Genomic DNA, 24,927 nt, shown 5'->3' with positions numbered 1-24,927 from the left:
ATAAAAGGAAACCCTACCATGGCTGAATTCGGAAATTACATTATTTATTTAATCATGTGCGGTGCCATTATTGGTGCTGTCGCCTCTATCGTTAAACCGACCAGTGATCTGGGCAAAGAATTTGTTAACGGGATTTTCTCCATTGGCCCTGTATTTCTTGCTCAAGCAGGGATCATGGCTGCCGTACCACTGCTTTCTCAGTTAATTTCTTATGTTTTAGGGCCTATATTCTCTTCTGTGGGCTCCGATGTCTCTATCGCCGCATTGTCGATCATTGCTGTTGATATGGGGGGCTACCAGCTTGCAGATGCGTTAACCACGAACCGTGATATGTGGATCACTGCGATGTTAATCGGCTATACCTCAGGCGCGACGATTGTGTATCTCATCCCTGTTGGCTTAACTATGTTAAATCGCAAAGATCACAAATACCTCGCACTCGGCGCAATGGCAGGGTTAATCTCCATTCCATTTGGTGTACTGGCTTCACTGCTATTAATCACATTCAATAATATTCCCGTTCGCGATATTATTTCAACCAATTCCCCCGCAGCACATCAACTCACCCTTGATTTTATGACCATGCTGCAATATTTGATGCCACTGTTTGTTTTCTGTTTCTTATTGGCCGCGGGCTTGAAATATCGCCCAATGCTGATGGTTACAGGCTTCTTAATCTTCGGTAAGATTATGGATGCCTTTGTCAAACTGGTTCTGGCTTTCTCGATTGTCGAGCACTTTACTGGCGTATTTACCAAAGTTTTCGGTGCGTGGGGCTTTGACCCGCTCTTTGCAGACCAAAATGAGCTGTTCCGTGCCATTGAAATAGCAGGTTATATTGGCATCATGTTGGCAGGGACATTCCCAATTTGTTACCTATTCCAACGTTATTGCAAACCGTTAGTCCGTGCATTAAGCAACCGTTTGAAACTGAGTGATACTGGGTCGTTAGGTTTTATCATGGTGATGGCAAACATTATTGCAACTTATCATTTATTCAAAGATATGCGTGCAAGAGATAAAGTTCTGTGTGTCGCATTCGGTGTCTGTGCACAAGCCACCATCGGCGATCACTTAGCCTTTACCGCCAACTTCCAACCAACGCTCGTTCTGCCTATTTTATTAGGAAAACTGGTTGGGGGCTTCTTAGCGGTATTTATCGCAATTAAAATTTCGGTTCCACAGGCATTGCGTTATGAAGAGGAAGACCAAAAAGCAGTGGATGCCGTTAAAGGTGATGCTGAGTTAGCGGTTGCCAAACAAAGTTAAATATAATTAATATTAAACAATTTAATAACTGCATTCGAAATATTGCAATTAAATAATATCGAATGCAGTTTTTTATTATTCGTCATCATCAGTGATATTATTTACGACAAATTTTGATAGTTAATTTCTGCCTATTTGTCTATGTTTTTTTACTATCGATATTAATTATTAATTTACTTATAAATTAAGCTTTATTCTTTTATTAACTTATTAATTAAATACCCATAATGGAGTATATAAAAACACATTAATGCTCTTTCTGATATTAATGTGTTTTTATATTAAACATATCCAAACTGGACGAATTATAACCTAATCATTAACGTTCCCAATAAGACTCTTCTAAACTGTCTTCTTTTTCAGGAAGCCCACGAGTTAGCCGAGGGGAATGCTGGGTTAACACTTGATAACTCACTCGATTTGCATACTTACAAACTTGAGCCAATGAGGAATAGGTTAAATATTGGCGCTCATGTTTGCTGGAATTAGGCACATTTGAACGATGGTAAGAATTCGCTGTAATATCATGCAGTAATGCAGATAAAGCCCCGTCTCCAGCACCATTCGTGTTCATAATTTTCTCAGGGCCACCCATATACGGTTCAATATGCGAAAATATACGCAGTGGTACTTTGCAATCTTGCTGGCGCATTGCACGGCTAAATTCATATAAATTGAATTCTGCAATCGCACCAGGCAACAATGGGTGCTGAGTCGTCCGTTTGTAGCTCTCTTCTGTATATCCTGCCATATATAGCCCTGATGGGCCCGCCGTACAGAGCACCAAATCAACCCAGTCTAAAGCCATATTAGAGGCTAATAACGGGTCACTCAGACCTGTCAACTCTTGCGCTTCATCTTCATTCATCGCAACGACCGAAATATGCTCAGCAAGGAAGTCACGCCAAAATTGCGGATCTTGAGCAATCACAAATTTAGTTCCCAATGTGAGCACCACAGGAACATTGTGTTTTTTCGCATAGGCTATGGCTTGCATTGTGGCATCAGGCATGGTTTCACCGGGTTTGCAACGCACCAAATACGCCGTTAAAACTAACGCAGACGCCCCAGCGATAATCTCTTCAGGAATACTCATTGGATGCAGGCGATTCATATGCCCAGGGCTAATGGCAAATGTCCGTTCACCATTTTCGGTAATCAATGTGAAACAACGACCAATTGGACCATCAACGCCTTGCAGATAGTTCAGATCCATACGGCTTGAGGTATGGCACAGGTAGCGATAAGCATAACTTCCTATTTGGATATTATTACACATCGTCCCTAATAATACCGACCTATCATCTGCTAACACTGAGTAGTTATGCAGCGTGTTACCGATGGTGCCACCCGCAAATTCATGCGTAATCAACGCATTGTCAGTCAACTCTTTATACAACGCTTCAGCAGCATCATCTTCAATAACCAATGAATGCCCTTTACTGAGCTGATAACGTTGAATAAAATCATCATCTACTTTCGCTTCAATATCGACGAGAGTTTGATCTATCCCCACAATATAGGATTTACAATTCTCATCATCAGCCAACGTCTCTTTTAATGGCTGTAAAAGTGGATCTCTGAGACTAACAGGGAAATAATGTTTTGACTTGCGTTGACCAGGGAATTTCATAAGTAAGAAGATTAACAATGGAACATCACGCTATTCTAGCACGATAAAATAAAGCCAGCACCTTCAAAGAAAGTACTGGCCTCATTGTTTGTCTTTTGTAAGGTTAGCTTACTGATTTTGCATTTTATAATCGCGATAAAGCTCACGGCTTAATACAAATGCACAACTTAAAATTAAGCCTAAAATGGCGCTTAACGCCACAATCAATGCTGATTTAGGTGATTCTTTATTCAATGGCAAATCAGGTTGTAATATAAAAGTGACTGGCGTAAAAGCCAATTCCTTACTCTTCAATTCAGTGATTTCATTGATATAAATCTGGCGATTTTGCAAATTTTCACTCATCAAGGCTAAATCACGGTTTTGTGTCTCAATCAGTAATTTCTTTTCTAACGCCTCAGCTCCCAACGCAATAGGATAGTCTGGGTCATCATTAATCGCTTGAGAATCACTGGCTATAGGCTTTTCAATCCCTGCTGCTTTAGCAATATCCACTGCACGTTTTAACCTTTCAACTTTAACGTCATACTCAGTTTGAATTTTGCTCACTTCACGCTTAAGTGATTCAGTGGCAAAAATAAGTTGCTGTGAGATCGTATTATCAATTTCGTTTTTAATCTGACTTCTCACTTTAGATGCGCTATAGCGGATATAGCCATCCAATAAATCTTGGGCTTCTGTTGGCTGTGATGCCGTAAATTTTAAGATAATATCGTTAGAGGTACTGTTTTTCTCTTTAGATTGGTCTTGAATTTGAATATCGTTATTGATGATTTGATTCACTAAACGTTGCTGTGCCACCATATCATCTTTAGGATCAACATTTTGTGCAAGTTTATGATAGTACTGGGTACTTCTAACATAGTCGCTTTGATTAACTTTAGAACGATATTGGTCTATAAAGGCATTAAAAATACGTTGAGAAGTTAAATCGATAGGTATTTCAAGTACATCCAGTTGAGCTTTTAGTGCATTAACTTCTTTCATGCTTTCGGAGGTTGGCGGAATGACAATGGCCGTGCTGCTCCACTTTTGAGGTAAAAGCTTGACAATCCCAGCACTCAACGCAATACATAAAGCCGTAAAAATGGTAATCAATAATTTATTTTTTAATAAAACACTCAATAATGCCATGAGATCAATTTCATCACTCTGCTGAATATGAAATTGATGAGCAGAATTTGACTTCTGCTCAATACTTTTTCGTGGCGGCTGCTCATTGCTCATATTAATTCCAAAAGACATAACATTTCTTTAATAGTTTTTAATTTAAGATAAGTTATTATAGTCTATATTTGAAATTTTGATATATCGATTACTGAACTTTTTAGTATCAATTTAAGCGATCACTGATTTAATTCATCTTGAATAATTAAATTAATCATGCGAATACTATTTAGATTATCATTTAACGCCGCTATGTAATTATATTTACTACCCCCACTACTGATAAAGAATTCTTTATTTTGTTCGCTAATTTCTTCTAATGTTTCCAAACAATCAACAGAGAAGCCAGGGCAAATGACCTGAACAGAGTTTACCCCTTGTGATGGTAATTCATGCATGGTTTTATCCATGTATGGCATCAACCAAGGTTCACGACCAAAACGTGACTGATAAGTGAGCAACACTTTTTCACTTGGGTAATTCAGCGCCTCTCGAAGCGCCTGAGCCGTTTGTTCGCATTCTTGCTGATAGATATCCCCTGTATCACAATAACGCTGTGGGATACCGTGGAACGACAATACCAGCCTATCAGGTTCACCATGTACTGCAAAGCTCTCTTCAATTGATGCTACTAATGCTTGAATATAAGCAGGGTGAGTTGCATAACTGCGAATAAAACGGACTGACGGAATGGTACGCCTACCTTGAAAAGCTCTCGTTACAGCATCATACACAGCAGCAGTTGTTGTGCAGGAGTATTGTGGATATAACGGTAAAACAACTAAATCATTAACGCCTTGCTCCATTAAACTATCAACAGCACTTTTAATGGAAGGCGAACCATAGCTCATCCCTATTTCTACGGGGGTGTTTGGCATCAACTCTGCCAGCTTTTGTTTTTGACGCAATGAATACACCAATAAAGGTGAGCCATCATCAAGCCAAATTGACTGATAGAGCTTAGCCACTTTAGATGAGCGCAGCGGTAGAATGGCTCCATGTAAAATGGGTTTCCAAATCAAACGAGGTACATCAATAACGCGCTTATCACTAAGAAACTCGGCTAAATAACGTCTAACAGCTGAAGTTGTTGGGGCATCAGGGGTTCCTAAGTTCGCTAACAGAATGCCGGTTTTTTTTTCTGACATGAAACAGCTCCTAATTGATAATCATTCCCAACTTTATCACAATTAAATAACGATTTTTGTCACCAAGTGGTATAAAAAAGAAAGGCAGCGATATTCGCTGCCTTCATATAATACATTCATACTCTAAATAATTCGAATTACAGTTATCAATACTGTAATTTAGCGCATGATACGTACAAATATTAACCTAAAATTTTCGCTAACTCTGCGCTAACTTCTGCGACTTTACGAGTACCGTCTAATTTAAAGTATTTAGTGTTACCCGCTTTAGCTTCGTTTTGATAATAAGCAATCAATGGCGCAGTGAGTGCATGGTATTCAACCAGACGCTTACGAACCGTGTCTTCTTGGTCATCTTTACGGATAGTCAGCTCTTCACCTGTCACGTCATCTTTGCCTTCCACTTTTGGTGGATTGAAGTTGACGTGGTAAACACGACCTGATGGTGCGTGAACACGGCGACCGATAATACGCTCAACAATGATTTCGTCTGGTACGTCAAACTCAAGTACGTTATCAACAGTAATGCCCGCTTCTTTCATCGCATCCGCTTGTGGAATTGTGCGAGGGAACCCATCCAACAAGAAGCCGTTACGGCAGTCATCTTGTTTGATGCGCTCATTAACCAGTGCGATAACAAGTTCATCCGTCACTAATTTGCCGTTATCCATCAGCTCTTTAGCTTGTAAACCTAACTCGCTCCCTGATTTAACAGCTGCACGTAACATGTCACCTGTTGAAATTTGTGGGATCCCAAACTTCTCCATAATAAATTGAGCTTGAGTGCCCTTACCAGCGCCCGGAGCGCCCAGCAGAATGATACGCATTGCGTAAACCCCTTGCTATTTAGTTTTTTATAATTTGAAAAGAAAACACGCTACCATACCATTAGCATGGCGCTTTACTCAAGAACACACGTAAACGTTTTCGCATTTATCTTTTTTCGCAAAAGAAAAAAACCACGCTAAAGCACAAGCAAAAGCGCGGTTTATGTTCAGAAACGAAAATACAATTTCACATTACTTTAGAAGTAATTCATTGATTTTTCGTATAAATAGATTTGGATCTTCTAACGTCCCGCGTTCTGCCAATAAGGCTTGATCCAGCAGGACATCTACCCAGTCAGCGAAAACAGACTCATCTGAGACTTCAGACGCTTTTTTCACCAGTGGGTGTGCAGGGTTTAGCTCAAAGTTATATTTCACCTCTGGTGCTGCTTGCCCCGCCGCCGCAAATAATTTCGCCATTTGCGTACTCATTTCATCCGCGTTGGTGGTAACAATCGCTGGAGTGTCGGTTAAGCGGTGCGTTAATTTCACCTCTTTAACACGCTCACCTAAGAAGGTTTTCACGCGCTCAACAAATGGTTCAAGCTGTTTGTCTGCTTCTTCTTGTTCTGCTTTGTTTTCATCGGCAAGTTTATCCAATGATTCATCTGCTTTACTGACTGATTGGAACTGTTTACCGTCAAACTCAGACAAGTAGTTCATCATCCATTCGTCAATGCGGTCGGATAACAGCAGGACTTCGATACCTTTTTTGCGGAACAATTCCAGGTGTGGGCTACCTTTCGCTGCTGCGTAGCTGTCTGCGGTGATGTAATAAATTTTGTCCTGACCTTCCACCATACGGCTAACATACTCTTCCAACGACACGTTTTGTTCGCTGCTATCGGTATGTGTTGTGGCAAAACGCAGAAGTTTCGCGATTATTTCGCTGTTCGCCATATCTTCAGCAGGGCCTTCTTTCATCACAAGACCAAATTGCTGCCAGAAGGTTTGATATTTTTCTGTATCTGATTTTGCCAGTTTTTCGAGCATTTGCAGAACGCGTTTCGTTAATGCACTGCGTAAACTGCGAGTCAGCGCGCTATCTTGTAAGATTTCACGCGATACGTTCAGTGGCAAATCATTGGAATCCAAGACACCGCGGACAAAACGCAGATAATTAGGCATAAACTGCTCTGCATCATCCATAATGAATACACGCTGAACGTACAGTTTTAAGCCATGTTGTTGGTCACGATTCCACAAATCAAACGGCGCTTGAGAAGGCACATACAGCAAACTGGTGTACTCTTGCTTACCTTCAACACGGTTGTGAGTCCACGTTAGTGGATCAGCATAATCGTGGGAAATATGTTTATAGAATTCAACATATTCCTCGTCTGATATTTCAGATTTGCTACGTGTCCATAGGGCTTTCGCTTGGTTGATTTTTTCCCAAGTGACTGTGCCGTCTTCTTCGTTTTTATCTTCGATTTCAACAGGCAAGGCAATATGGTCTGAATATTTACTGATCACTGACCGTAAGCGCCAGTTATCGAGGAATTCTTTTTCGTCATCGCGTAGATGTAAGGTTATTTCAGTCCCACGCTCCGCTTTTTCAATATCCGCGATGGTGTATTCACCCTCACCCGCGGATTCCCAGAAAACGCCTTCATCAGCTGGCGCACCCGCAGCACGGCTGCGTACAGTGACTTTATCCGCCACAATAAACGCGGAGTAGAAGCCCACGCCAAACTGGCCAATCATTTGGCTGTCTTTGGCTTGGTCGCTACCGAGAGTTTCTAGGAATGCTTTTGTACCCGATTTTGCGATTGTCCCAAGGTTGTCAATCACCTCGTCACGGCTCATCCCGATACCGTTGTCGCTGATAGTTAGCGTGCCTTTATCTTTATCGGCGCTGATGCGTACACGTAATTCACCCTCATTTTCATACAGCTCTGGCTTAGATAGCGCACGAAAACGCAGTTTATCTGCCGCATCAGATGCGTTAGAGATAAGCTCACGCAGGAAAATTTCTTTATTGGAATAAAGAGAGTGGATCATTAATTGGAGGAGTTGTTTAACTTCTGATTGGAAACCACGCGTTTCCTGTCCTTTCATACTCATTAATCGCCTCTATTTCATCAATCTAATTGGATAGGTTTGACTTACCGATGCAGATTAGTTGGGGGCGAAAAACAGAAATTCAAGCGAAAAAGACAAAAATTTTTATCGAATAAAAACCTAAAACCAATGATTAAAAAGGAAATAATAACAACATAAATTATTTTGAAGGAAACCAAGAAGGAGATCTTTTTACCACCTCCCAGTATATACTCTAAATAATTTGTGCTGTAGCTAGGCGGCAAATGAGGAGAGCTCGGGGAGCATATATGAGTATGTGAGCCCAGTCGCCGAAAGCAGACTCCTACAGCTTACCCTCTCCAGTTATATCCTCTAAATAGTTCAAACTGTAGGTAGGCGGCAAATGAGAAGATCTCGGGGAGCATACATGAGTATGTGACCCGAGTCGCCGAGTGCAGCCAACACCCCTACAGATTGAAATATGACGAGGATATCAAAGTTTAAGGCGGCCGGAGAGCGAATGGGATAACGTCGTACTATCTACAAGCTCCAACTCCCCCCCCACTGGAACCCCGTGGGCGATACGGCTCGCCGTCACCCCATATTGCGCGCACATTTGCCCAATATAGTTTGCCGTTGCTTCGCCTTCCACCGTCGGATTGGTGGCTAAAATCACCTCGACGATTGATTCGGCGGCTAAGCGCTCTTCAAGCCGATCCAAGCCGATATCCATCGGGCCAATACCATCTAGCGGTGATAGATGCCCCATCAGAACGAAATAACGCCCTGAAAATTGCCCCGTTTGCTCAATAGCGTATATATCCGCAGGGCTTTCCACCACACAGATCAAGCCATTTTGTTGGCGGCGGGGATTATCACAAATATTGCATACATCTTGTTCAGTAAATGTTCTGCAATCACGGCAATGGCCAATTTCAGACATCGCACGTGTTAACGACTGCGCTAAACGCATCCCACCACTACGGTCACGTTGTAGTAGTTGGAAAGCCATTCGCTGCGCTGACTTTGGCCCAACACCAGGGAGACAGCGCAGAGCTTCCATTAATGATTCAAGAAGCGGACTAGTTTGCATTAGAATGGCATCTTAAAGCCTGGTGGTAATTGCATACCACTAGAAACACTCGCCATTTTTTCTTTTTGCGTCTCTTCGATACGACGTGCTGCATCATTAAATGCCGCAGCAATTAAATCTTCCAGCATTTCTTTGTCGTCTTCGAGCAGACTAGGGTCAATTTCTACGCGACGACAGTTGTGTGAGCCATTGATAGTGACTTTAACCAGACCCGCGCCAGATTCGCCTGTAGCTTCTAGTTGAGCGATTTCTTCCTGAACCTTTTGCATTTTGTCTTGCATTTGCTGGGCCTGTTTCATCAGGTTACCCAATCCACCTTTACCGAACATAGTTTTCTCTCACAACTGAGGCTACAGCTAAATATAAGACTGTAGCGTTAAACGGGGCGAATACTCTCTTCGTCCAACTGCGCATCAAACATTGAGCGCAGTTTTTGAATCGTCTTATCCGCAATAATAGACTGGCGAGCTTGTGCCAGTTTCTCTTCATAAATCGCCTGTCGCCATTCCAGCGGGGTTTTCACCTCACTATTATCATCGTGAACGATTTTCAGTTCAACAGTACGACCATACAGTTCACTCAGAGCCTCTTCCAATGCTCTATGGGCAGAGGGTTTATCAAGGTGTTTCTGAGCGGGACGCAAATGCAAAGCAATTTGCGACTCACTTAATTCTTCTATATATGAATTCAAAGCTAATTGTTCAACTAGCTTGGGAATATTTAATTTTGCAATTTGACCTGACCAGCTATCTCGTTCACGCCCTTCTTCGATAATTTTTACTGCTAATTCAGGGGTTTTCTCATATTCGAGCGCCTCTTTAATCTCCGTTGGCGTGGTGACCGCCTCTTTCGAGTTCATAACGGCTTCGTTTTGTGGCTTCCACTGATACTGCTTCGGTTTTTCTGGTTTTGCAGACCCCGATGCCTTGTTTGCCACATTTTGTTGATGTTTGCTGGTCACGGCGGCCAGCCTTTCCAGTGCTGATACCGCCGGCTTTGCCCTTTCAGACATCACCGGTTTAGCCTTTTTTGGGCTAGGATCCTCACTTTGTGGCACTTGCAGCGCCTGCCTTGCTTTGAGCAATTGCGCTGTCGGGCTATTTTCAGGCAAATTTTCTGAACGAGGCATCGAAGGTGCAACACGTTGCTGAGTAACGGGCTGGTTCACAACAGCCGCTTGCTGCACTATTCTTGGGGGCGGTTCAATCTCTTCAATCACGCTCTTTGGGTGAAAAGCTAACGCCCGCAATAGCGTCATTTCAACCCCCATACGCCGCTCTGGTGCATAAGGCAGCTCTTTTCTGCCCACCAAAAGAGTTTGGTAAAAAAGTTGCAAATCCGCAGGGGAAACCACCCTAGCCACTTGCCGTAAACGCCCCTCTGTTGAAGATGGGTCGGTTTCTTGTTCCGCAGGCAGTAATTGGATCATCGCGATGCGGTGCAGTTGCGATAGAATTTCCACTAATAAGTTTTCCCAATCAGCACCGCGACTTGCCGCGTGCTCCACTTGGGTCATAACCGCAATGCTATCTGCTCTAACGAGGGCTTCGATAATGGCTAAAGGTTGCTCATCATCCAACGTTCCTAACATTTGGCTGACTATGTCTGCGGTGACTTTACCTTGCCCCATAGCAATGGCTTGGTCAGTTAAACTTAATGCATCACGCAAGCTGCCATCCGCAGCACGAGCAATTAATTGACGTGCACGTTGGTCGTGCTCAATATTTTCTGCATTGAGAATAACCTCGAGCTGTTCACTGATTTGCGTGACATCCAACGCTTTAAGATGGAACTGTAAGCAACGCGATAAAATCGTCACTGGCAATTTTTGTGGATCCGTCGTTGCCAATAAAAACTTGACGTGCTCAGGCGGTTCTTCGAGGGTTTTTAACAGCGCATTGAAGCTGTGCCGTGAAAGCATGTGAACTTCATCGATGAGGTACACTTTAAAGCGCCCTCTCGCAGGTGCATATTGCACGTTGTCTAGCAATTCACGCGTATCTTCGACCTTCGTTCGCGAAGCGGCATCAATTTCAATGAGGTCAACAAAACGACCTTGCTCAATTTCAAGACAGTTTGCACATTGGCCACAAGGCGTTGCTGTGATCCCTGTTTCGCAATTGAGCCCTTTAGCAAAAAGGCGTGCGATTGTGGTTTTCCCAACACCGCGAGTCCCCGAGAAAAGATAGGCGTGATGAAGCCGCTGGTGCTCCAGCCCATTAGCAAGTGCAGTCAAGACATGTTGTTGGCCAACAACGTCTGAAAATTTTTGAGGTCGCCACTTACGGGCAAGTACCTGATAGCTCATGGATCCCACAGTAATTTAATAATGGTGTGTGAATAAAGGTAATCATAGTACATGCTACCACAGCCTCAACCTCTGCGGCGAGACTGTGATAAAAATAGAGGAAAAATAAAGATTAATGGCCAGGGAATTCAACCAAGCTGTATGAAGAAACGCCTTCTTTTTGTAAGCGTTCAACGCCACCTAAGTCAGGTAGGCTAATGATAAATGCAGCCTCAACTACATTTGCGCCAAGTTGCTTGATCATTTTCACGGTCGCTTCAACTGTTCCGCCTGTTGCCAGCAGATCGTCAACCACCAGCACATTATCTTCTGGACGAATGCTGTCTTTGTGGATCTCAAGGGTATCAGTGCCGTATTCAAGATCATAAGTCATACTTAATACTTCGCGCGGTAATTTTCCTTTTTTACGAACAGGAACGAAACCCACGCCTAAACGTAATGCGACTGGTGCGCCGAATAGAAAACCTCGCGCTTCAGTTCCTACAATCTTAGTGACGCCTTTATTTTGATAATGCTCAACTAACATATCAATCGTTGCTTGGTATGCAGCAGGGTTATTTAACAAAGTCGTAATGTCACGGAAGATCACACCTTCGATTGGATAATCTTGAATGGATGCGATACTTTCTTTAATCAATTGCAGTTGTTGCTCTTTAGCGGTCATAATAAAAGCCATGTAGTAAACACGAAAGTGTAGAATCTATGTAAAGTACCATAAAAATGCAATAAGCAGCCGTCTATTTGCGGTGAGTTTTGTTGCTGAATATCAATTTTACGCGATTTTTCACATTTAATGGGAACAAAAAATGAAAATACAAGCTCTGTTGGATGCGTTAAAAAAGCAAATTGACGAGTTAGAAACCCGTGTCGCTCCCATTAAAGATAACGAGTTTTCCCACTCACGTTTTGATATGCAACTGTTTAGCCATAAATCGACGCGCTTAGGGGATTGCCAAAAAGAGTTAAATAATCTTTATCAGCAGTTGTGCAACAGTGTCACACTGAACCATACCGAACAAGTGAATTTTCTCACCGAAAAAATTGTGCATCAAATGCAGGCTATTTCCCGCGAAATTTCAACGCAATCGTTGCGTGAAAAAGAATCATCCTTTACCAAGAAAAAGGAACAGGTTGATTTATATGAACGTTTATCACAACATCAAGATTATGAGCGCCGCTTACAAGCGATGGTCAGTGAAAAAGAACTTCAATTATCAGGGCTAACAGACCACCGCTTACAGCACCAATGCCAAAAAGAGCTCGCAACATTAGCAGGCCGTTTGTACCGTTGCCGCCAAGCTCTTTTACGTATTGAAAAGGCCATAGAGCACCAAGAAAATCAGTATTTTGAATAATACGACACACCGCAATATAAGGAATACGAATGGACTCACTCAAAGATGCCTCCCTCGAAATACAGCTTGCCGTTGATTTGATTTACTTGTTAGAAACGTCAGATATTGAAACCGATATTGTTCTTAAAGCCCTAGATATTGTTAAAAATGATTATATTTTAAAACAACAAAAGCAAACGGCAGAAACAGCCTGCTTTGAAGAGCTTTAATTATTTCCCGCTATCTTCGCCATTTTCTTTCGAGGAACGTTGCACTTCCTGTACTTCCTCCCCTTTATTATTGTGCAGATGAACTTCCAGCTGATTAAAGGCGATATCAATGTCGTTTTCTCTGCACAGTTTATCAATCGCTCGATTCACTTCATCACTGGTCACGCTGCGATCGCCAATTTGGCGGACGTAGAAGCGCAGTTCATGGTCTAACGTGCTCGCACCAAACGTGGTGAAATAAACGCTCGGTGCGGGCTCTGTCATCACTTTGGCATTACTGGTGGCCGCAGAGAGTAATACACGCTTCACTTTGTCCAGATCCGATCCGTACGCTACGCCCAGTGAAATCGTGATCCGCGTAACTGTATCTGACAACGACCAGTTGATCAGCCGTTCAGTGACAAACGCTTTATTAGGAATGATCACTTCTTTGCGATCGAAATCAACAATGGTGGTCGCACGAATACGAATTTTGCTCACCGTGCCTGAATAGGTCCCGATGGTGACGGTGTCGCCAATACGGATCGGTCTTTCGAATAAGAGGATGATCCCCGAAACAAAGTTCGCAAAAATTTCTTGTAAACCAAACCCCAACCCGACGGTTAAAGCGGCAGCTAACCATTGTAATTTGTTCCATGTCACGCCAATCATGCCCAGAGACGCAATCGCACCGATCCCCACAATGATATACGTTAATATCGTCGTTATGGCATAAGTTGACCCTTGTCTCAATTTTAAGCGTGATAAAACAAGGACCTCTAATAGCCCAGGCAAGTTGCGGGTCATCACCCACGCAACAATAATAATCACCACCGCTAAAATGAGATTGGCGAGTGTCACGGACTGAAGAATATTCGTACCTTCAGGAGAAACATCGGTATAGCGCCACAGTTCCACACTATCAAAAAACGAGAAAATGGTAATAAAATCAGACCAAATACCATAAAACGCCAACGCAAAGATGATAAACAACACCATGGTTGTTAAACGCAAAGATTGCTGGCTAATCAGTTCAATGGTCATTGGCGGCTCTTTAATTGGCTCATTTTCCGCATCTTCCTGCGGTTCCTGCCTTTCTAGCCTTAATGCTTCACGACGTTCGACTGCACGTTGATAAGCCAGCTTGCGCGCCACCAGCGTCAAGCCCCTTAAACAGGTGTTATAGGTGATATACCAAAGCAACAACAAATACAAACTATCAAGCCAACGGTTTGCCAAACGTAGCGTGGTGTAATAGTAACCCGCCATCATCAGCCCCACTAAAATAAGCGGGGAAAACGTCAATAATGTGATGACAATCGTCCGCGTTAAATGGCTACCTTTCTCTTGCCAGACTTGTTTGCAAAATGGCACGGTAAAAATACACAACAGCAGTAGCGAAACTAAAACTATCAATTGCCCAATCACATCTTCTGATACTTTTAGTGGGTTGATCACGCCATAAGTTGAAAAGAAGATTAATGGGATCAGCGGGATAGATAACCGTGACATACGGCGACGAGTACGTGAGATAGTGCCTTGGTCTATCCCAAAATGCTTCTGTGCAATGCCTTGTGGCTTCAATATGCGGAATGTCAGCTCAAACAACGCCCAAAAAATGGCAAGTTGTTGGCAAAACTGCCAAAAGAACGGCCCTTGGACATTACCTGTTTTTAAGAACCAATAACCTATCGCCAATAATAATAAAGAGATAGGCAGGGTTTGCATCAATGTCAGTAAGAGCGCTATTGGCGTGCTCAAAACACTGTCATTCCGTAGGCTCGATAAGCGTTGGTCAATCTCTTGTAAACGTCGGTTAATTTTGCGATGAAACCAAATAAAAATCACCGCAATCAATACCAGCGGGATCACCACTAACAACGAGTTTGTTATCCCGCGCTGAATACTGCGAGACGATAAACTGAAATCAAAACTGCTGATTTGGGCTGCCGCAGCTTCTGGGAAGGTTTTAATCCACTCCAAATCCATCGGTTTATTGCTGTTCACCCAAAATATTTGCTGAGCTAATGTATTTTCAAGGGAGCTTACCACACTCAATAATTGGTTTTGGTCGAGCTGCAAGTTAATTGCTTGGGAAATTTGCCCGCCCAGTTGCTGGTTAAGCTCATCTAACAAGCCACGCCTGACATCTAAAAGCTTGGTCAATGCGGCCTTATCATCTGTTGATAGCAATGATCCGCTGCTCTGTTCTTCACCTGTTTTGACGGCCAGTTGGCTCTCTAAACCAGAGATGTAGTCATTAGGTTGATACAACGCATCACGCTGCTGATTAATATCAAACTGTTCAAGACGTAAATCCGCAATCGTCACAGGCAAGTTTTTAGTTAAAATATCTGGCGGTAAATCGATTTGCTGTTGGAATAAGATACGAGATAGCAATAAGCTCCCGCGTAAAACGTTAATTTGCTCTTTCAAATTACGTTCTGACTGCGTTGCCCTTTCTAACCACGCTTTAACACGGATACCGTTTTGTACCAGTTTATTGCTTTCCTCGGTCACTTGGATCAATCGGTCACTGAGCGCATTATTAATAGCGACTTCTTTTTGAATAACGGGGTTTTGCTGTGCTTGAATATCCGCTTCAGAAGTATTTAAAGCTTCACGCACAGTTGATTGGGAATCATCTAGACGGCGATTACTGATAGCCGCTTGTAGCTGTTGAACCTGATCCTCAAGCTGCACAATATACGCTGCGGTATAATCACGTTGCTTTTGCAGAACATCTTGCAATTGCGTGTTAGTTTGCAAAATCCGTTTTTGGTATTCATTTTGTTGCTGCAAGAGATACTGCTCGACTTGTAGCATATCAACCTGAGAAGGCCGCAAGCTCACTGAGTCATTAAGTGTACTGTTTAATTCATTACGAATTTCTTGTAATCGCCGCGCATTATCTAACATCAACGCCTGCGCACGTTCTGGTTGAGTTTGTAAACCGATAAGTTGGCTATTATAGGTTGCTAGGTCGTTTTGTTCAGACTGTAAGTTTTCTAAGTAGGTCGATTGTAGGGTTTCTAATTGAGAAAGTGAGCTACTTTTTATCTTTTCAGCGAATTGGGAGGCTTGTCGTTCGCTTTCATTTCTAACTTGTTGCAAACCTTGAATAGCAACTCTTGATTCTTCACTTGTTCGATTAAGTTTTTTTTGCAGTTCTTCCGTTCGTTGCTCAAGTTTATCCAATTCATTATAAAAATCAGATGTTTTTTCTAAGTCCCCACGCACCAATTTTTCTTCTTCACTTAAGCTACTTTTTTTACTTAACGCAGTGAGCGAATTTTTAATGTCGTTTTTACTAGGCAGGTTATTGGGAGCTAAAGCAGATGCGGAGTAAGAAAAAAATATCATTGCGAGTAACAACACAGCGCTAATAAAATACCGCTCTATTCTTTGTTGTTTTATCATCATAATATTCTTATACCCGCTCATATTCTTTCTTTTGTTCCAGCTTTATCCAGAAAAGTAAAGTGCCAGTAATACATTACCAGCACATACGATTAGGCTAACATTTTAAACCAACAAATTAGAATGTTAAGACTTTATCTGATGTTAATGTCCAGCTAGCCAATTCCACTAGTGTGCCAACTTCAACGCCATCCGCTAAAGTTAACTCACTGATACCACGGGCATCGGTACATGTCTTACATAATTTAACAGGCACCCCTTGAGCCGTTAAAATCTCTAACATTTGCTGAAGGTTATAACCTTCTTTCGGCTTTTGAGCAGCTAAACCTGCACAAACCGCATCTGACATTAAAAAAATTTTTAAATCTAAATCTGAATTTTGCTCTTTTAGCGTGATAGCAAGACGCAGGGAGTTGAATAAAGTTTCACTACCATATGGCGCGCCATTGGCGATAATCAGAATAGAGGCCATCTGTTACTCCAGTTTATTATATTTGAGTGGGTTTAAGTCGTATTGCTGGGTTACACTTTAATGTCTCTAATAGTGTCTCAACCAACGTTATCGTGTGTTGATTTATATTAAAGTTCTCAGGTTGTAATAGCCAGTTTTCTAACAAACCCGACATTAATGAACGGATCATGATGGCAGCGCATTCAATATCAAGGTCAGCAGGTAATTGCCCAGCATCGATACAATCTTGCAAATTACCGACAATACGACACTGGCTAGCCACATAATTAGCCCGTTTAAAATCGACTAATTCAGCCATCTCACCAACTAATTCGCATTTTAAAAAGAAAATTTCCATCAACGCACGGTTTTTGGGATTGTCGATAAAATCGGTCAAAATAAAAACTAATAATTCTCTTAGTATTGAAAGTGGATCATTGGTATATTTAGAACGATAATATTCTTCAGCTTGGATTATTTGGTTATCACCAAACTCACAGGCCTGAAAAAAGAGATCAACTTTATTTTTAAAATGCCAATATATTGCACCTCGGGTTACCCCCGCTGCTTTTGCAATATCGGCTAATGATGTGGCTGAAACCCCTCGCTCAGAGAATGTTTTGATGGCAGCATCTAGTATTTCCTGGCGGGTTTCTTCAGCCTGTTGTTTAGTTTTTCGTGCCATTGTGACCCGTTTCTATCGAAAGCTGATTTACATACATTCGTGTATGTTTGTACTATAGCACAGTGATAAATCATATTGTTTACCATTTTTCTTATTTTTGTTTTGAACTCATATTGATTAATTGAGGTTAACTTATGCGAAAAAACAGAGGGGTGTTACCTCTGGCTCTGTTGGTTCTTTCAGGTGGCTTAGCTTTATCAGGTTGTAACGATGAACAACAAGGTGGCGGAGAACGCCCGGCGCCTGAAGTAGGAATTGTTACGCTGAAAGCCGAACCTCTGACTCTCAAAACCGAGTTACCAGGCCGTACATCTGCATTCCGTGTTGCCGAGGTTCGCCCACAAGTGAGCGGCATCATTTTAAAACGTAACTATAAAGAAGGTAGCGACGTAGAAGCTGGAACATCTTTGTATCAAATTGATCCTGCTCCTTTCCAAGCAACCTACGACAGTGCAAAAGCAGAACTTGCAAAAGCGCAAGCGAATGCAAATATCGCGGCTCTGACGGTTAAGCGTTATAAACCATTATTAGGGACGAATTACATTAGTCAGCAAGAATACGACCAAGCGACTTCAACTTATGCCCAAGCGCTTGCTGCCGTCAAAGCAGCCGAAGCAGCTGTTGAGACTGCGCGTATCAACCTGAACTATACCAAAGTGACCGCACCAATCAGTGGCCGTACTGGCAAATCGAATGTGACTGAAGGGGCGTTGGTCTCCACAGGACAAGCAACTGAATTAATGCGAGTTCAGCAACTTGACCCTATCTACGTTGATGTGACGCAATCGAGCGATGATTTTCTGCGTCTAAAAAATGAGATAGCACAAGGCGCTGTGCAAAAAGAGTCTGGTCAGGCACCTGTTAGTTTAATTAATAACAATGGCCAAGAATACGCACAAAAAGGTGTTCTCGAGTTCTCTGATGTCACCGTGGATGAAACCACAGGTTCCATTACTATGAGAGCCGTTTTCCCTAACCCGAACAAAGAGTTACTTCCGGGAATGTTTGTCCGTGCAATTTTAGAAGATGGCGTTGTTGAAAATGCAATTTTGATTCCTCAACAAGGTTTATCGCGTACTGCTCAAGGTACCTCTCAAGTCATGGTTGTTGGCGCAGAGAATAAAATTGAAGTCAGGACGGTTAAAGCAGGACAAGCGGTTGGCAACAAATGGCTGATTAAAGACGGTTTAAAAGCAGGTGATCGCGTTGTCGTCATTGGCTTACAAAAAATCAAACCAGGAATTGTTGTGAATCCTAAGGAAGCAAACTTAGAAACGCAATCCATAGACAATCAGGCTAAACCTGAAGAAAAGTCTAAATAAGGGAGCGGCTGATTAATGCCTAAGTTTTTTATAGAAAGACCAATTTTTGCGTGGGTAATTGCGATTATCACCATGCTTGCTGGTCTGTTGGCAATTATCCAGTTACCTGTTTCTCAGTACCCGACCATCGCACCTCCAGCTGTTTCTATTTCAGCTAACTATCCAGGAGCGGATGCTGAGACGGTACAAAACACAGTAACGCAGGTTATCGAACAGAATATGAACGGTATCGATAACTTGGTATATATGTCATCGAGCAGTGACTCATCAGGTTCTGCTAGCATTACGCTTACCTTTGAAGCAGGAACTGATGGTGATATCGCGCAAGTACAGGTGCAAAACAAATTGCAACTGGCGATGCCATTGCTGCCACAAGAAGTTCAACAGCAAGGTATTAGTGTCGATAAATCAACAAGTTCGTTCTTAATGGTTGCAGGTTTCGTGTCCAACGATGGGTCGATGGGCCAATATGACATTGCTGACTACGTAGGTTCGAATATTAAAGACCCATTAAGCCGTGTAAATGGTGTGGGTGAAACACAGTTGTTTGGTACCCAATATGCCATGCGTATTTGGTTAAAACCAGAGCAACTCGTTAAATACAATATGACGACGACCGATGTCATTAATGCAATCAAGGTTCAAAATAACCAAGTTGCAGCAGGACAGCTCGGTGGCTCGCCGTCAATTGCAAACCAACGTTTAAACGTTTCAATCATTGCACAGACACGTTTAAACAGTGCAGAAGAGTTTTCTAATATCTTACTGCGTGTTAACCAAGATGGTTCGCAAGTTCGTATTAAAGATGTTGCGGATGTTCAATTAGGTGCGGAAAACTACAGTACCGTAGCGCGCTTTAACGGAAAACCTGCTGCAGGTATCGGTATTAAACTAGCGACAGGTGCGAATGCGTTAGATACCTCTAACAACGTACGTGCTGCGCTGGAAGAGATGAAACCGTTCTTCCCGCAAGGGTTAGAAATCGTTTATCCATACGATACAACACCATTCGTTAAAATCTCGATTAACGAAGTTGTTAAAACATTAGTTGAAGCAATCATGTTGGTTGTCGTGGTTATGTATTTGTTCCTCCAGAACATTCGTGCCACATTGATCCCAACAATTGCCGTTCCTGTTGTATTGTTGGGGACATTTGCCATCCTATCGGCATTTGGTTACTCAATAAACACCTTGACCATGTTCGCGATGGTACTCGCCATCGGTCTACTCGTCGATGATGCCATCGTTGTTGTAGAGAACGTTGAACGTGTTATGCAAGAAGAAGGCTTATCACCGAAGGAAGCGACCAAAAAATCAATGGGTCAAATCCAAGGTGCGTTAGTCGGTATTGCAATGGTGCTGTCTGCGGTATTTATCCCAATGGCCTTCTTTGGTGGGTCAACAGGGGCAATTTACCGTCAGTTCTCAATTACCATTGTTTCATCCATGATCCTCTCAGTTCTGGTGGCGATGATTTTAACACCAGCACTGTGTGCCACGATGTTAAAGCCAATTGAAAAAGGCAGCCATGGTAGCCAAAAAGGGTTCTTTGGATGGTTTAACAGAACGTTTGAAAAACAAGCTCACCACTACACAGACAGCGTAAGCCGCATGCTTAACGGCACAGGTCGTTACCTGGTGATTTACCTGATTTTAGTGGCAGGCATGGCATTCATGTTTGTTCGTTTACCGTCGTCCTTCTTACCAGCAGAAGACCAAGGTGTATTCCTGTCAATGGTTCAATTACCACCAGGATCAACACAAGAACAAACTCAAGCTGTATTAGATGAAGTCAACAATTACTACCATACTGACGAAAAAGACAATGTTGAATCTGTCTTTACCGTTGGAGGCTTTAGCTTTGCGGGTCAAGGTCAAAATATGGGTCTCGCCTTCGTCGTTCTGAAAAATTGGAGCGAACGTAAAGGTGATGAAAACCACGTTGATGCGATTGTACAACGCGCGAATATTGCGATGTCCAAGAAACAAGAGGCACTGATTTACGCCTTTAACCTACCCGCAATTGTTGAGTTAGGTACCGCAGACGGTTTTGACTTCGAGTTAGTGGATAAGGGTAACTTAGGGCATGACAAACTGATGCAAGCACGTAACCAATTACTTGGTTTAGCGGCTCAACATCCAGAAATGCTCCAAGGTGTTCGTCCAAATGGTCAGGATGATACGTCACAATATCGTATCTACATTGACCAACAAAAAGCGCAGGCACAAGGTGTCGCAATCAGCGATATTAACGCAACACTCAGCTCCGTCTTTGGTGGAAGCTATGTAAACGACTTTATCGACCGCGGTCGTGTTAAGAAAGTTTACGTACAAGGTGATGCAGAAAGTCGTATGTTGCCATCGGATATTAGCAACCTGTATGTTCGTAATAACCAAGGCAAAATGGTTCCATTCTCGGCATTCTTAGATGAATCCAAAGACCCTTGGAAATTTGGTTCACCACGCTTAGAACGTTATAACGGTGTGCCAGCAATGAATATTCAAGGCCAAGCAGCACCAGGAAAAAGTACGGGTGATGCGATGCTATTGATGGAAAAACTCACGACTGAAAACCTGCCAGAAGGTATTGGTTATGAGTGGACAGGTATGTCCTATCAAGAACGCTTAGCGGGTAACCAAGCTCCTGCTTTATATGCGATTTCCTTGATAGTGGTATTCCTCTGTCTGGCTGCTCTTTATGAAAGCTGGTCAGTGCCATTCTCCGTTATGTTAGTGGTTCCATTGGGTATTATCGGTGCATTACTCTTCACCAGTATTCGCGGTTTAGATAATGACGTTTACTTTAAGGTTGGCTTATTAACAACCATTGGGCTCTCAGCGAAAAACGCAATCTTGATTGTTGAATTCGCCAAAGACCTAATGGAAAAAGAAGGTAAAGGGTTAGTTGAAGCAACGCTAAATGCCGTTAAGATGCGTTTACGACCAATCCTGATGACATCACTGGCATTTATGCTGGGGGTTATCCCGCTAGTGTTTAGTAATGGTGCAGGTTCAGCTTCTCAGAACTCAGTAGGTACAGGTGTTCTGGGTGGTATGTTTGCTGCTACCTCTCTGGCTATCTTCTTTGTTCCTGTATTCTTCGTGGTGATCCGTCGCCGCTTCTCTAAGAAGTCTGAAGATATTGAACACAGTCATCCACCTGCAGCACACTAATTGCTGATAAGTAACATATTAATAAGAGCCACTGAAATGTGGCTCTTATTTTCTTCTTAACTCAATATAATTACCCCCTTTTACCTGTTTCTATCAATCCCATACTATTTTTTGATTGCTTTGAAAAATGCATTCCCCCTTATACTCCTTAGCGATTAAGGGATTTTTTAATAGCAGGGAGCTGATAAATGAAATCAATAACGACACAAACTATCACTGTCTTTTTCTTATTTTCGCCATTCATTACTAATGCAAATGAGCTCAGTATTGATAAAGCCAAAATCATCAATATCAATGCACCTCTAAAAAACCATATTTCATTCAATACGTTCGAGACCTTATCTTCAAATGAACATGGTTTGATTTTTAATAATGATGTAGCGAGCAATAATAACTTGGGTGATAAGGCAGCAAAGTTAATACTCGCAGAAGTGACAGGTACCGAAGAAACTCAGATTCAAGGGGTATTAGGTATCAAGGGACAACGAGCAAACCTTGTTATTGCAAACCCAAATGGTATTTCTTGGAAAAAAGGCACGATAAATAATATCAATAGCCTGTCTTTAATTGCAGGGAAATTAGAACAGCAATACGTTAGAAATAAAGAAAATAAGAAGCAACTTGAACCTAAAAAAAAGGAGGATTACAGTAATCTTAAATTTTCAACCCACCCGGCTGGGCTAATCAGCATAAGCCAACAACAAGGCAATCCTATTCAGTTATCTAAAATGAATATATTTGCCGATCAAATAAAACTGCAAAATAACCTCAATATCAATGCTGCCTTGCAAAACTACATAAGTACGTCAGGTAGTGGAACACTTTCACCAAGTGAAGGTGTGATAAAACATAACACTAAATTCAAAACAGATATCCCATATTTTCAAGGAAATCACTTTGAATTAAGTGAACAAGCGAAATTAACAGGGCATACTGTGATGTTAGAAAGTCATCAATATCAATGCAGTAATGATTTTCTTTGCCCTCAAAATAAAATCGATATTCATGGGACAATTAAAGCAATAAATTTCTCATTACGTGGTAACAGTGAAATAACATTTTCAAATACAGGAGTTCTTCAGATAGGGAAGAGTCAACAAGCACTCGTCGCACGCCCCCCTCAATAATATCGAAATGCAAAACAACAATGTAAAGCGGCCTCAAAAGAAGAGGCCGTAAGGTAGATTTTTGAATTACATCCAGAAGAACCAAGCAAATAATGAAATCACAATGATACAAGCGACATTCAGTACAGCTCCAACTCTCACCATTTCTATTTGGCGTATATAACCCGAACCAAACACAATCGCATTAGGTGGTGTTGCTACAGGTAACATAAAGGCACACGATGCACCGATACCAATAATCATGGTTAGCACAATGACAGGCATACCCAACGCTTCAGCCACTGTTGCAAAAATAGGAACTAATAACGCAGCACTTGCCGTATTACTGGTAAATTCTGTCAGAATGATAATAAAGGTCGTGACCGCTAAAATAATGACAAACCAATGACTTTGGCCAAATGTTAGCTGCATCCAATCCGCCATAATTTTACTTGCGCCAGAAGAGCTCAAAATTGCACTCAGTGTTAAACCACCACCGAATAACATCAATACGCCCCACTCTGTATTTTTTTGAATCTGAGACCAATTTGCGACGCCCGTGACACAAATTAGAATTGCGGCGCTCATCGCAATGATGGTGTCTAAATCTTTCACACCACCGAATGCATCGCTGATAAAAGTACTAGTGATCCAACAGACTACCGCTAACAAAAATATTATCATTGCAGTAATACGTTTACTGTTCCATTCAACATGTTCTAATTCAATTTCAAAGCGATGTTTAAGGTTTGGACGCAACATCATGTACATTAAAACAAACATCATCGGCAATAACACAACCATAATTGGAATGCCGTATTTCATCCAAGAAAGGAAGTCTAAGCCTAAAGCAGAAGCCGCAATGGCATTTGGAGGGCTACCAACGATCGTCCCTAATCCGCCAATACTTGCACTGTAAGCCACACCAAGCAAGACAAACACAAATGTATTACGTTCATGACGGACATCAAGATTGGACAAAATACCGAGCACAAGCGGTAACATCATTGCTGCTGTTGCCGTGTTACTGATCCACATTGACAAGCCCGCCGTTACACCAAATAACAGCAATACAGCAACTGAGAGACGCCCACGCGCAGCCATTAATAAGCGATTCGCGATAAGCCTGTCTAAACCTTGAATATGCAAGGCTGTGGCTAATGCAAACCCACCAAAGAATAAGAAAATAATGGGGTTCGCAAAGGATTTAAGCGCATCCCCAGTATTCATTAGCCCAAGTCCCACGGCTAAAATAGGAATGCATAGCGCTGTCACCGTAACGTGTATAGCTTCAGTAAGCCAAAGCACGCCAATGAAAACCATCATCGCTAACCCTGCATTCGCTTTCTCATCAAAAGGTAGGTATTTCAAAAGTAAAACCAACAGCACAATATCAATTGCTAAAATAATCCAACCACGCTTATTGGCGGGAGTTGGACTTACTGCCGGCGTCAAAGATTCAGAAGCATCCATGTAAGACTCCATAGCTCGGAAGCAAATTGTTTTCGAGTATTATTGTTAATATTTATTTACAAGGTCTGAAATATAGAGTTAATTGAATGGAATGAAAATGTGGAGTAACCAAAAGTGCGATCTATGCCGTGTAATTTGCTAATCTTTACCATAAACTCTAAAAAACCGAGCTATTGCATCGCAAAAATCGAAGAATTAAAAACCATCATATGAAAAGTGTGCAATATAAATCTCTTTTTATTCCCTTGGGTAAGAATAAACATAACTTGCTGATTTTTATATA

The 24,927-nt window shown here is 42.0% G+C and carries 19 protein-coding genes; 6 read left to right on the top strand and 13 right to left on the bottom strand.

What is annotated here, in order from left to right:
• The first annotated feature begins 18 nt into the window (after positions 1–18).
• On the top strand, positions 19–1,269 hold the full coding sequence (eutH, locus tag ACE2AL_RS05275) for an ethanolamine utilization protein EutH (RefSeq protein WP_206082924.1): 1,251 nt from the start codon (positions 19–21) through the stop codon (positions 1,267–1,269).
• A gap of 319 nt (positions 1,270–1,588) precedes the next feature.
• Here eutH and ACE2AL_RS05270 read toward each other — a convergent pair whose 3' ends face one another.
• The 9 genes from ACE2AL_RS05270 to apt all read right to left on the bottom strand — a co-directional run bounded on the left by ACE2AL_RS05270 (position 1,589) and on the right by apt (position 12,134).
• The gene (locus ACE2AL_RS05270; protein ID WP_206082925.1) at positions 1,589–2,902 is read right to left on the bottom strand and encodes an inosine/guanosine kinase; all 1,314 of its coding nucleotides are present in this window, start codon (positions 2,900–2,902) and stop codon (positions 1,589–1,591) included.
• 108 nt (positions 2,903–3,010) lie between these two features.
• Positions 3,011–4,129 (bottom strand): LPS O-antigen length regulator Wzz(fepE), encoded by a 1,119-nt coding sequence (wzz(fepE), locus tag ACE2AL_RS05265; RefSeq protein ID WP_272573351.1) that lies wholly within the window; start codon positions 4,127–4,129, stop codon positions 3,011–3,013.
• A gap of 119 nt (positions 4,130–4,248) precedes the next feature.
• Positions 4,249–5,217, bottom strand: coding sequence for a ferrochelatase (gene hemH, locus ACE2AL_RS05260; protein WP_206082927.1), 969 nt, complete (start codon positions 5,215–5,217; stop codon positions 4,249–4,251).
• 182 nt (positions 5,218–5,399) lie between these two features.
• Positions 5,400–6,044 (bottom strand): adenylate kinase, encoded by a 645-nt coding sequence (gene adk / locus ACE2AL_RS05255; protein ID WP_206082928.1) that lies wholly within the window; start codon positions 6,042–6,044, stop codon positions 5,400–5,402.
• Positions 6,045–6,236: 192 nt separating this feature from the next.
• A complete protein-coding gene (htpG, locus tag ACE2AL_RS05250) occupies positions 6,237–8,111 on the bottom strand; it encodes a molecular chaperone HtpG (protein ID WP_206082929.1) in 1,875 nt (624 codons plus the stop codon).
• A gap of 451 nt (positions 8,112–8,562) precedes the next feature.
• Positions 8,563–9,162 (bottom strand): recombination mediator RecR, encoded by a 600-nt coding sequence (gene recR, locus ACE2AL_RS05245; RefSeq protein ID WP_206082930.1) that lies wholly within the window; start codon positions 9,160–9,162, stop codon positions 8,563–8,565.
• Positions 9,162–9,491 (bottom strand): YbaB/EbfC family nucleoid-associated protein, encoded by a 330-nt coding sequence (locus ACE2AL_RS05240; protein WP_004260403.1) that lies wholly within the window; start codon positions 9,489–9,491, stop codon positions 9,162–9,164. Before ACE2AL_RS05240 ends, recR begins: the two co-directional genes overlap by 1 nt.
• Positions 9,492–9,538: 47 nt before the next feature.
• Positions 9,539–11,470, bottom strand: a complete 1,932-nt coding sequence (gene dnaX / locus ACE2AL_RS05235) for a DNA polymerase III subunit gamma/tau (protein ID WP_375084100.1) — start codon at positions 11,468–11,470, stop codon at positions 9,539–9,541.
• Between the two features lie 112 nt (positions 11,471–11,582).
• Positions 11,583–12,134, bottom strand: coding sequence for an adenine phosphoribosyltransferase (gene apt / locus ACE2AL_RS05230; protein WP_206082932.1), 552 nt, complete (start codon positions 12,132–12,134; stop codon positions 11,583–11,585).
• A 142-nt stretch (positions 12,135–12,276) separates the two neighbouring features.
• Here apt and priC point away from each other — a divergent pair, with 142 nt between their 5' ends.
• Both priC and ACE2AL_RS05220 read left to right on the top strand, forming a co-directional pair.
• The gene (gene priC, locus ACE2AL_RS05225) at positions 12,277–12,825 is read left to right on the top strand and encodes a primosomal replication protein PriC (protein ID WP_206082933.1); all 549 of its coding nucleotides are present in this window, start codon (positions 12,277–12,279) and stop codon (positions 12,823–12,825) included.
• Positions 12,826–12,854: 29 nt separating this feature from the next.
• Positions 12,855–13,034 carry a DUF2496 domain-containing protein gene (locus ACE2AL_RS05220; RefSeq protein WP_206082934.1) on the top strand — a complete coding sequence of 60 codons (180 nt, stop codon included), beginning with the start codon at positions 12,855–12,857 and terminating at the stop codon, positions 13,032–13,034.
• Here the strand turns inward: ACE2AL_RS05220 and mscK are convergent, their stop codons facing one another.
• The 3 genes from mscK to acrR form a co-directional block, all read right to left on the bottom strand.
• Complete coding sequence (mscK, locus tag ACE2AL_RS05215; protein ID WP_375084298.1) at positions 13,035–16,433, bottom strand: mechanosensitive channel MscK; 3,399 nt, start codon at positions 16,431–16,433, stop codon at positions 13,035–13,037.
• 118 nt (positions 16,434–16,551) lie between these two features.
• Positions 16,552–16,905, bottom strand: a complete 354-nt coding sequence (locus ACE2AL_RS05210) for a DsrE/DsrF/TusD sulfur relay family protein (protein WP_206082936.1) — start codon at positions 16,903–16,905, stop codon at positions 16,552–16,554.
• 16 nt (positions 16,906–16,921) lie between these two features.
• Entirely contained in the window at positions 16,922–17,569 is a 648-nt protein-coding gene (gene acrR / locus ACE2AL_RS05205) for a multidrug efflux transporter transcriptional repressor AcrR (protein WP_349415638.1), read from the bottom strand.
• Positions 17,570–17,703: 134 nt separating this feature from the next.
• Here acrR and ACE2AL_RS05200 point away from each other — a divergent pair, with 134 nt between their 5' ends.
• The 3 genes from ACE2AL_RS05200 to ACE2AL_RS05190 all read left to right on the top strand — a co-directional run bounded on the left by ACE2AL_RS05200 (position 17,704) and on the right by ACE2AL_RS05190 (position 23,192).
• Positions 17,704–18,891, top strand: a complete 1,188-nt coding sequence (locus tag ACE2AL_RS05200) for an efflux RND transporter periplasmic adaptor subunit (RefSeq protein WP_206082938.1) — start codon at positions 17,704–17,706, stop codon at positions 18,889–18,891.
• Positions 18,892–18,906: 15 nt separating this feature from the next.
• The gene (locus ACE2AL_RS05195) at positions 18,907–22,065 is read left to right on the top strand and encodes an efflux RND transporter permease subunit (RefSeq protein ID WP_272681751.1); all 3,159 of its coding nucleotides are present in this window, start codon (positions 18,907–18,909) and stop codon (positions 22,063–22,065) included.
• A gap of 188 nt (positions 22,066–22,253) precedes the next feature.
• On the top strand, positions 22,254–23,192 hold the full coding sequence (locus tag ACE2AL_RS05190) for a filamentous hemagglutinin N-terminal domain-containing protein (protein WP_375084098.1): 939 nt from the start codon (positions 22,254–22,256) through the stop codon (positions 23,190–23,192).
• A gap of 66 nt (positions 23,193–23,258) precedes the next feature.
• On the opposite strand, the gene ACE2AL_RS05185 is transcribed toward ACE2AL_RS05190, so the two are convergent.
• The gene (locus ACE2AL_RS05185) at positions 23,259–24,644 is read right to left on the bottom strand and encodes a DASS family sodium-coupled anion symporter (RefSeq protein WP_206082941.1); all 1,386 of its coding nucleotides are present in this window, start codon (positions 24,642–24,644) and stop codon (positions 23,259–23,261) included.
• Positions 24,645–24,927: the final 283 nt, after the last annotated feature.

Source organism: Providencia xihuensis (genome assembly GCF_041953405.1).
GTDB classification, from domain to species: domain Bacteria; phylum Pseudomonadota; class Gammaproteobacteria; order Enterobacterales; family Enterobacteriaceae; genus Providencia; species Providencia vermicola.
Note: the sequence above shows the minus strand (reverse complement) of the source record. Positions and strands in the feature narration are given on the sequence as shown.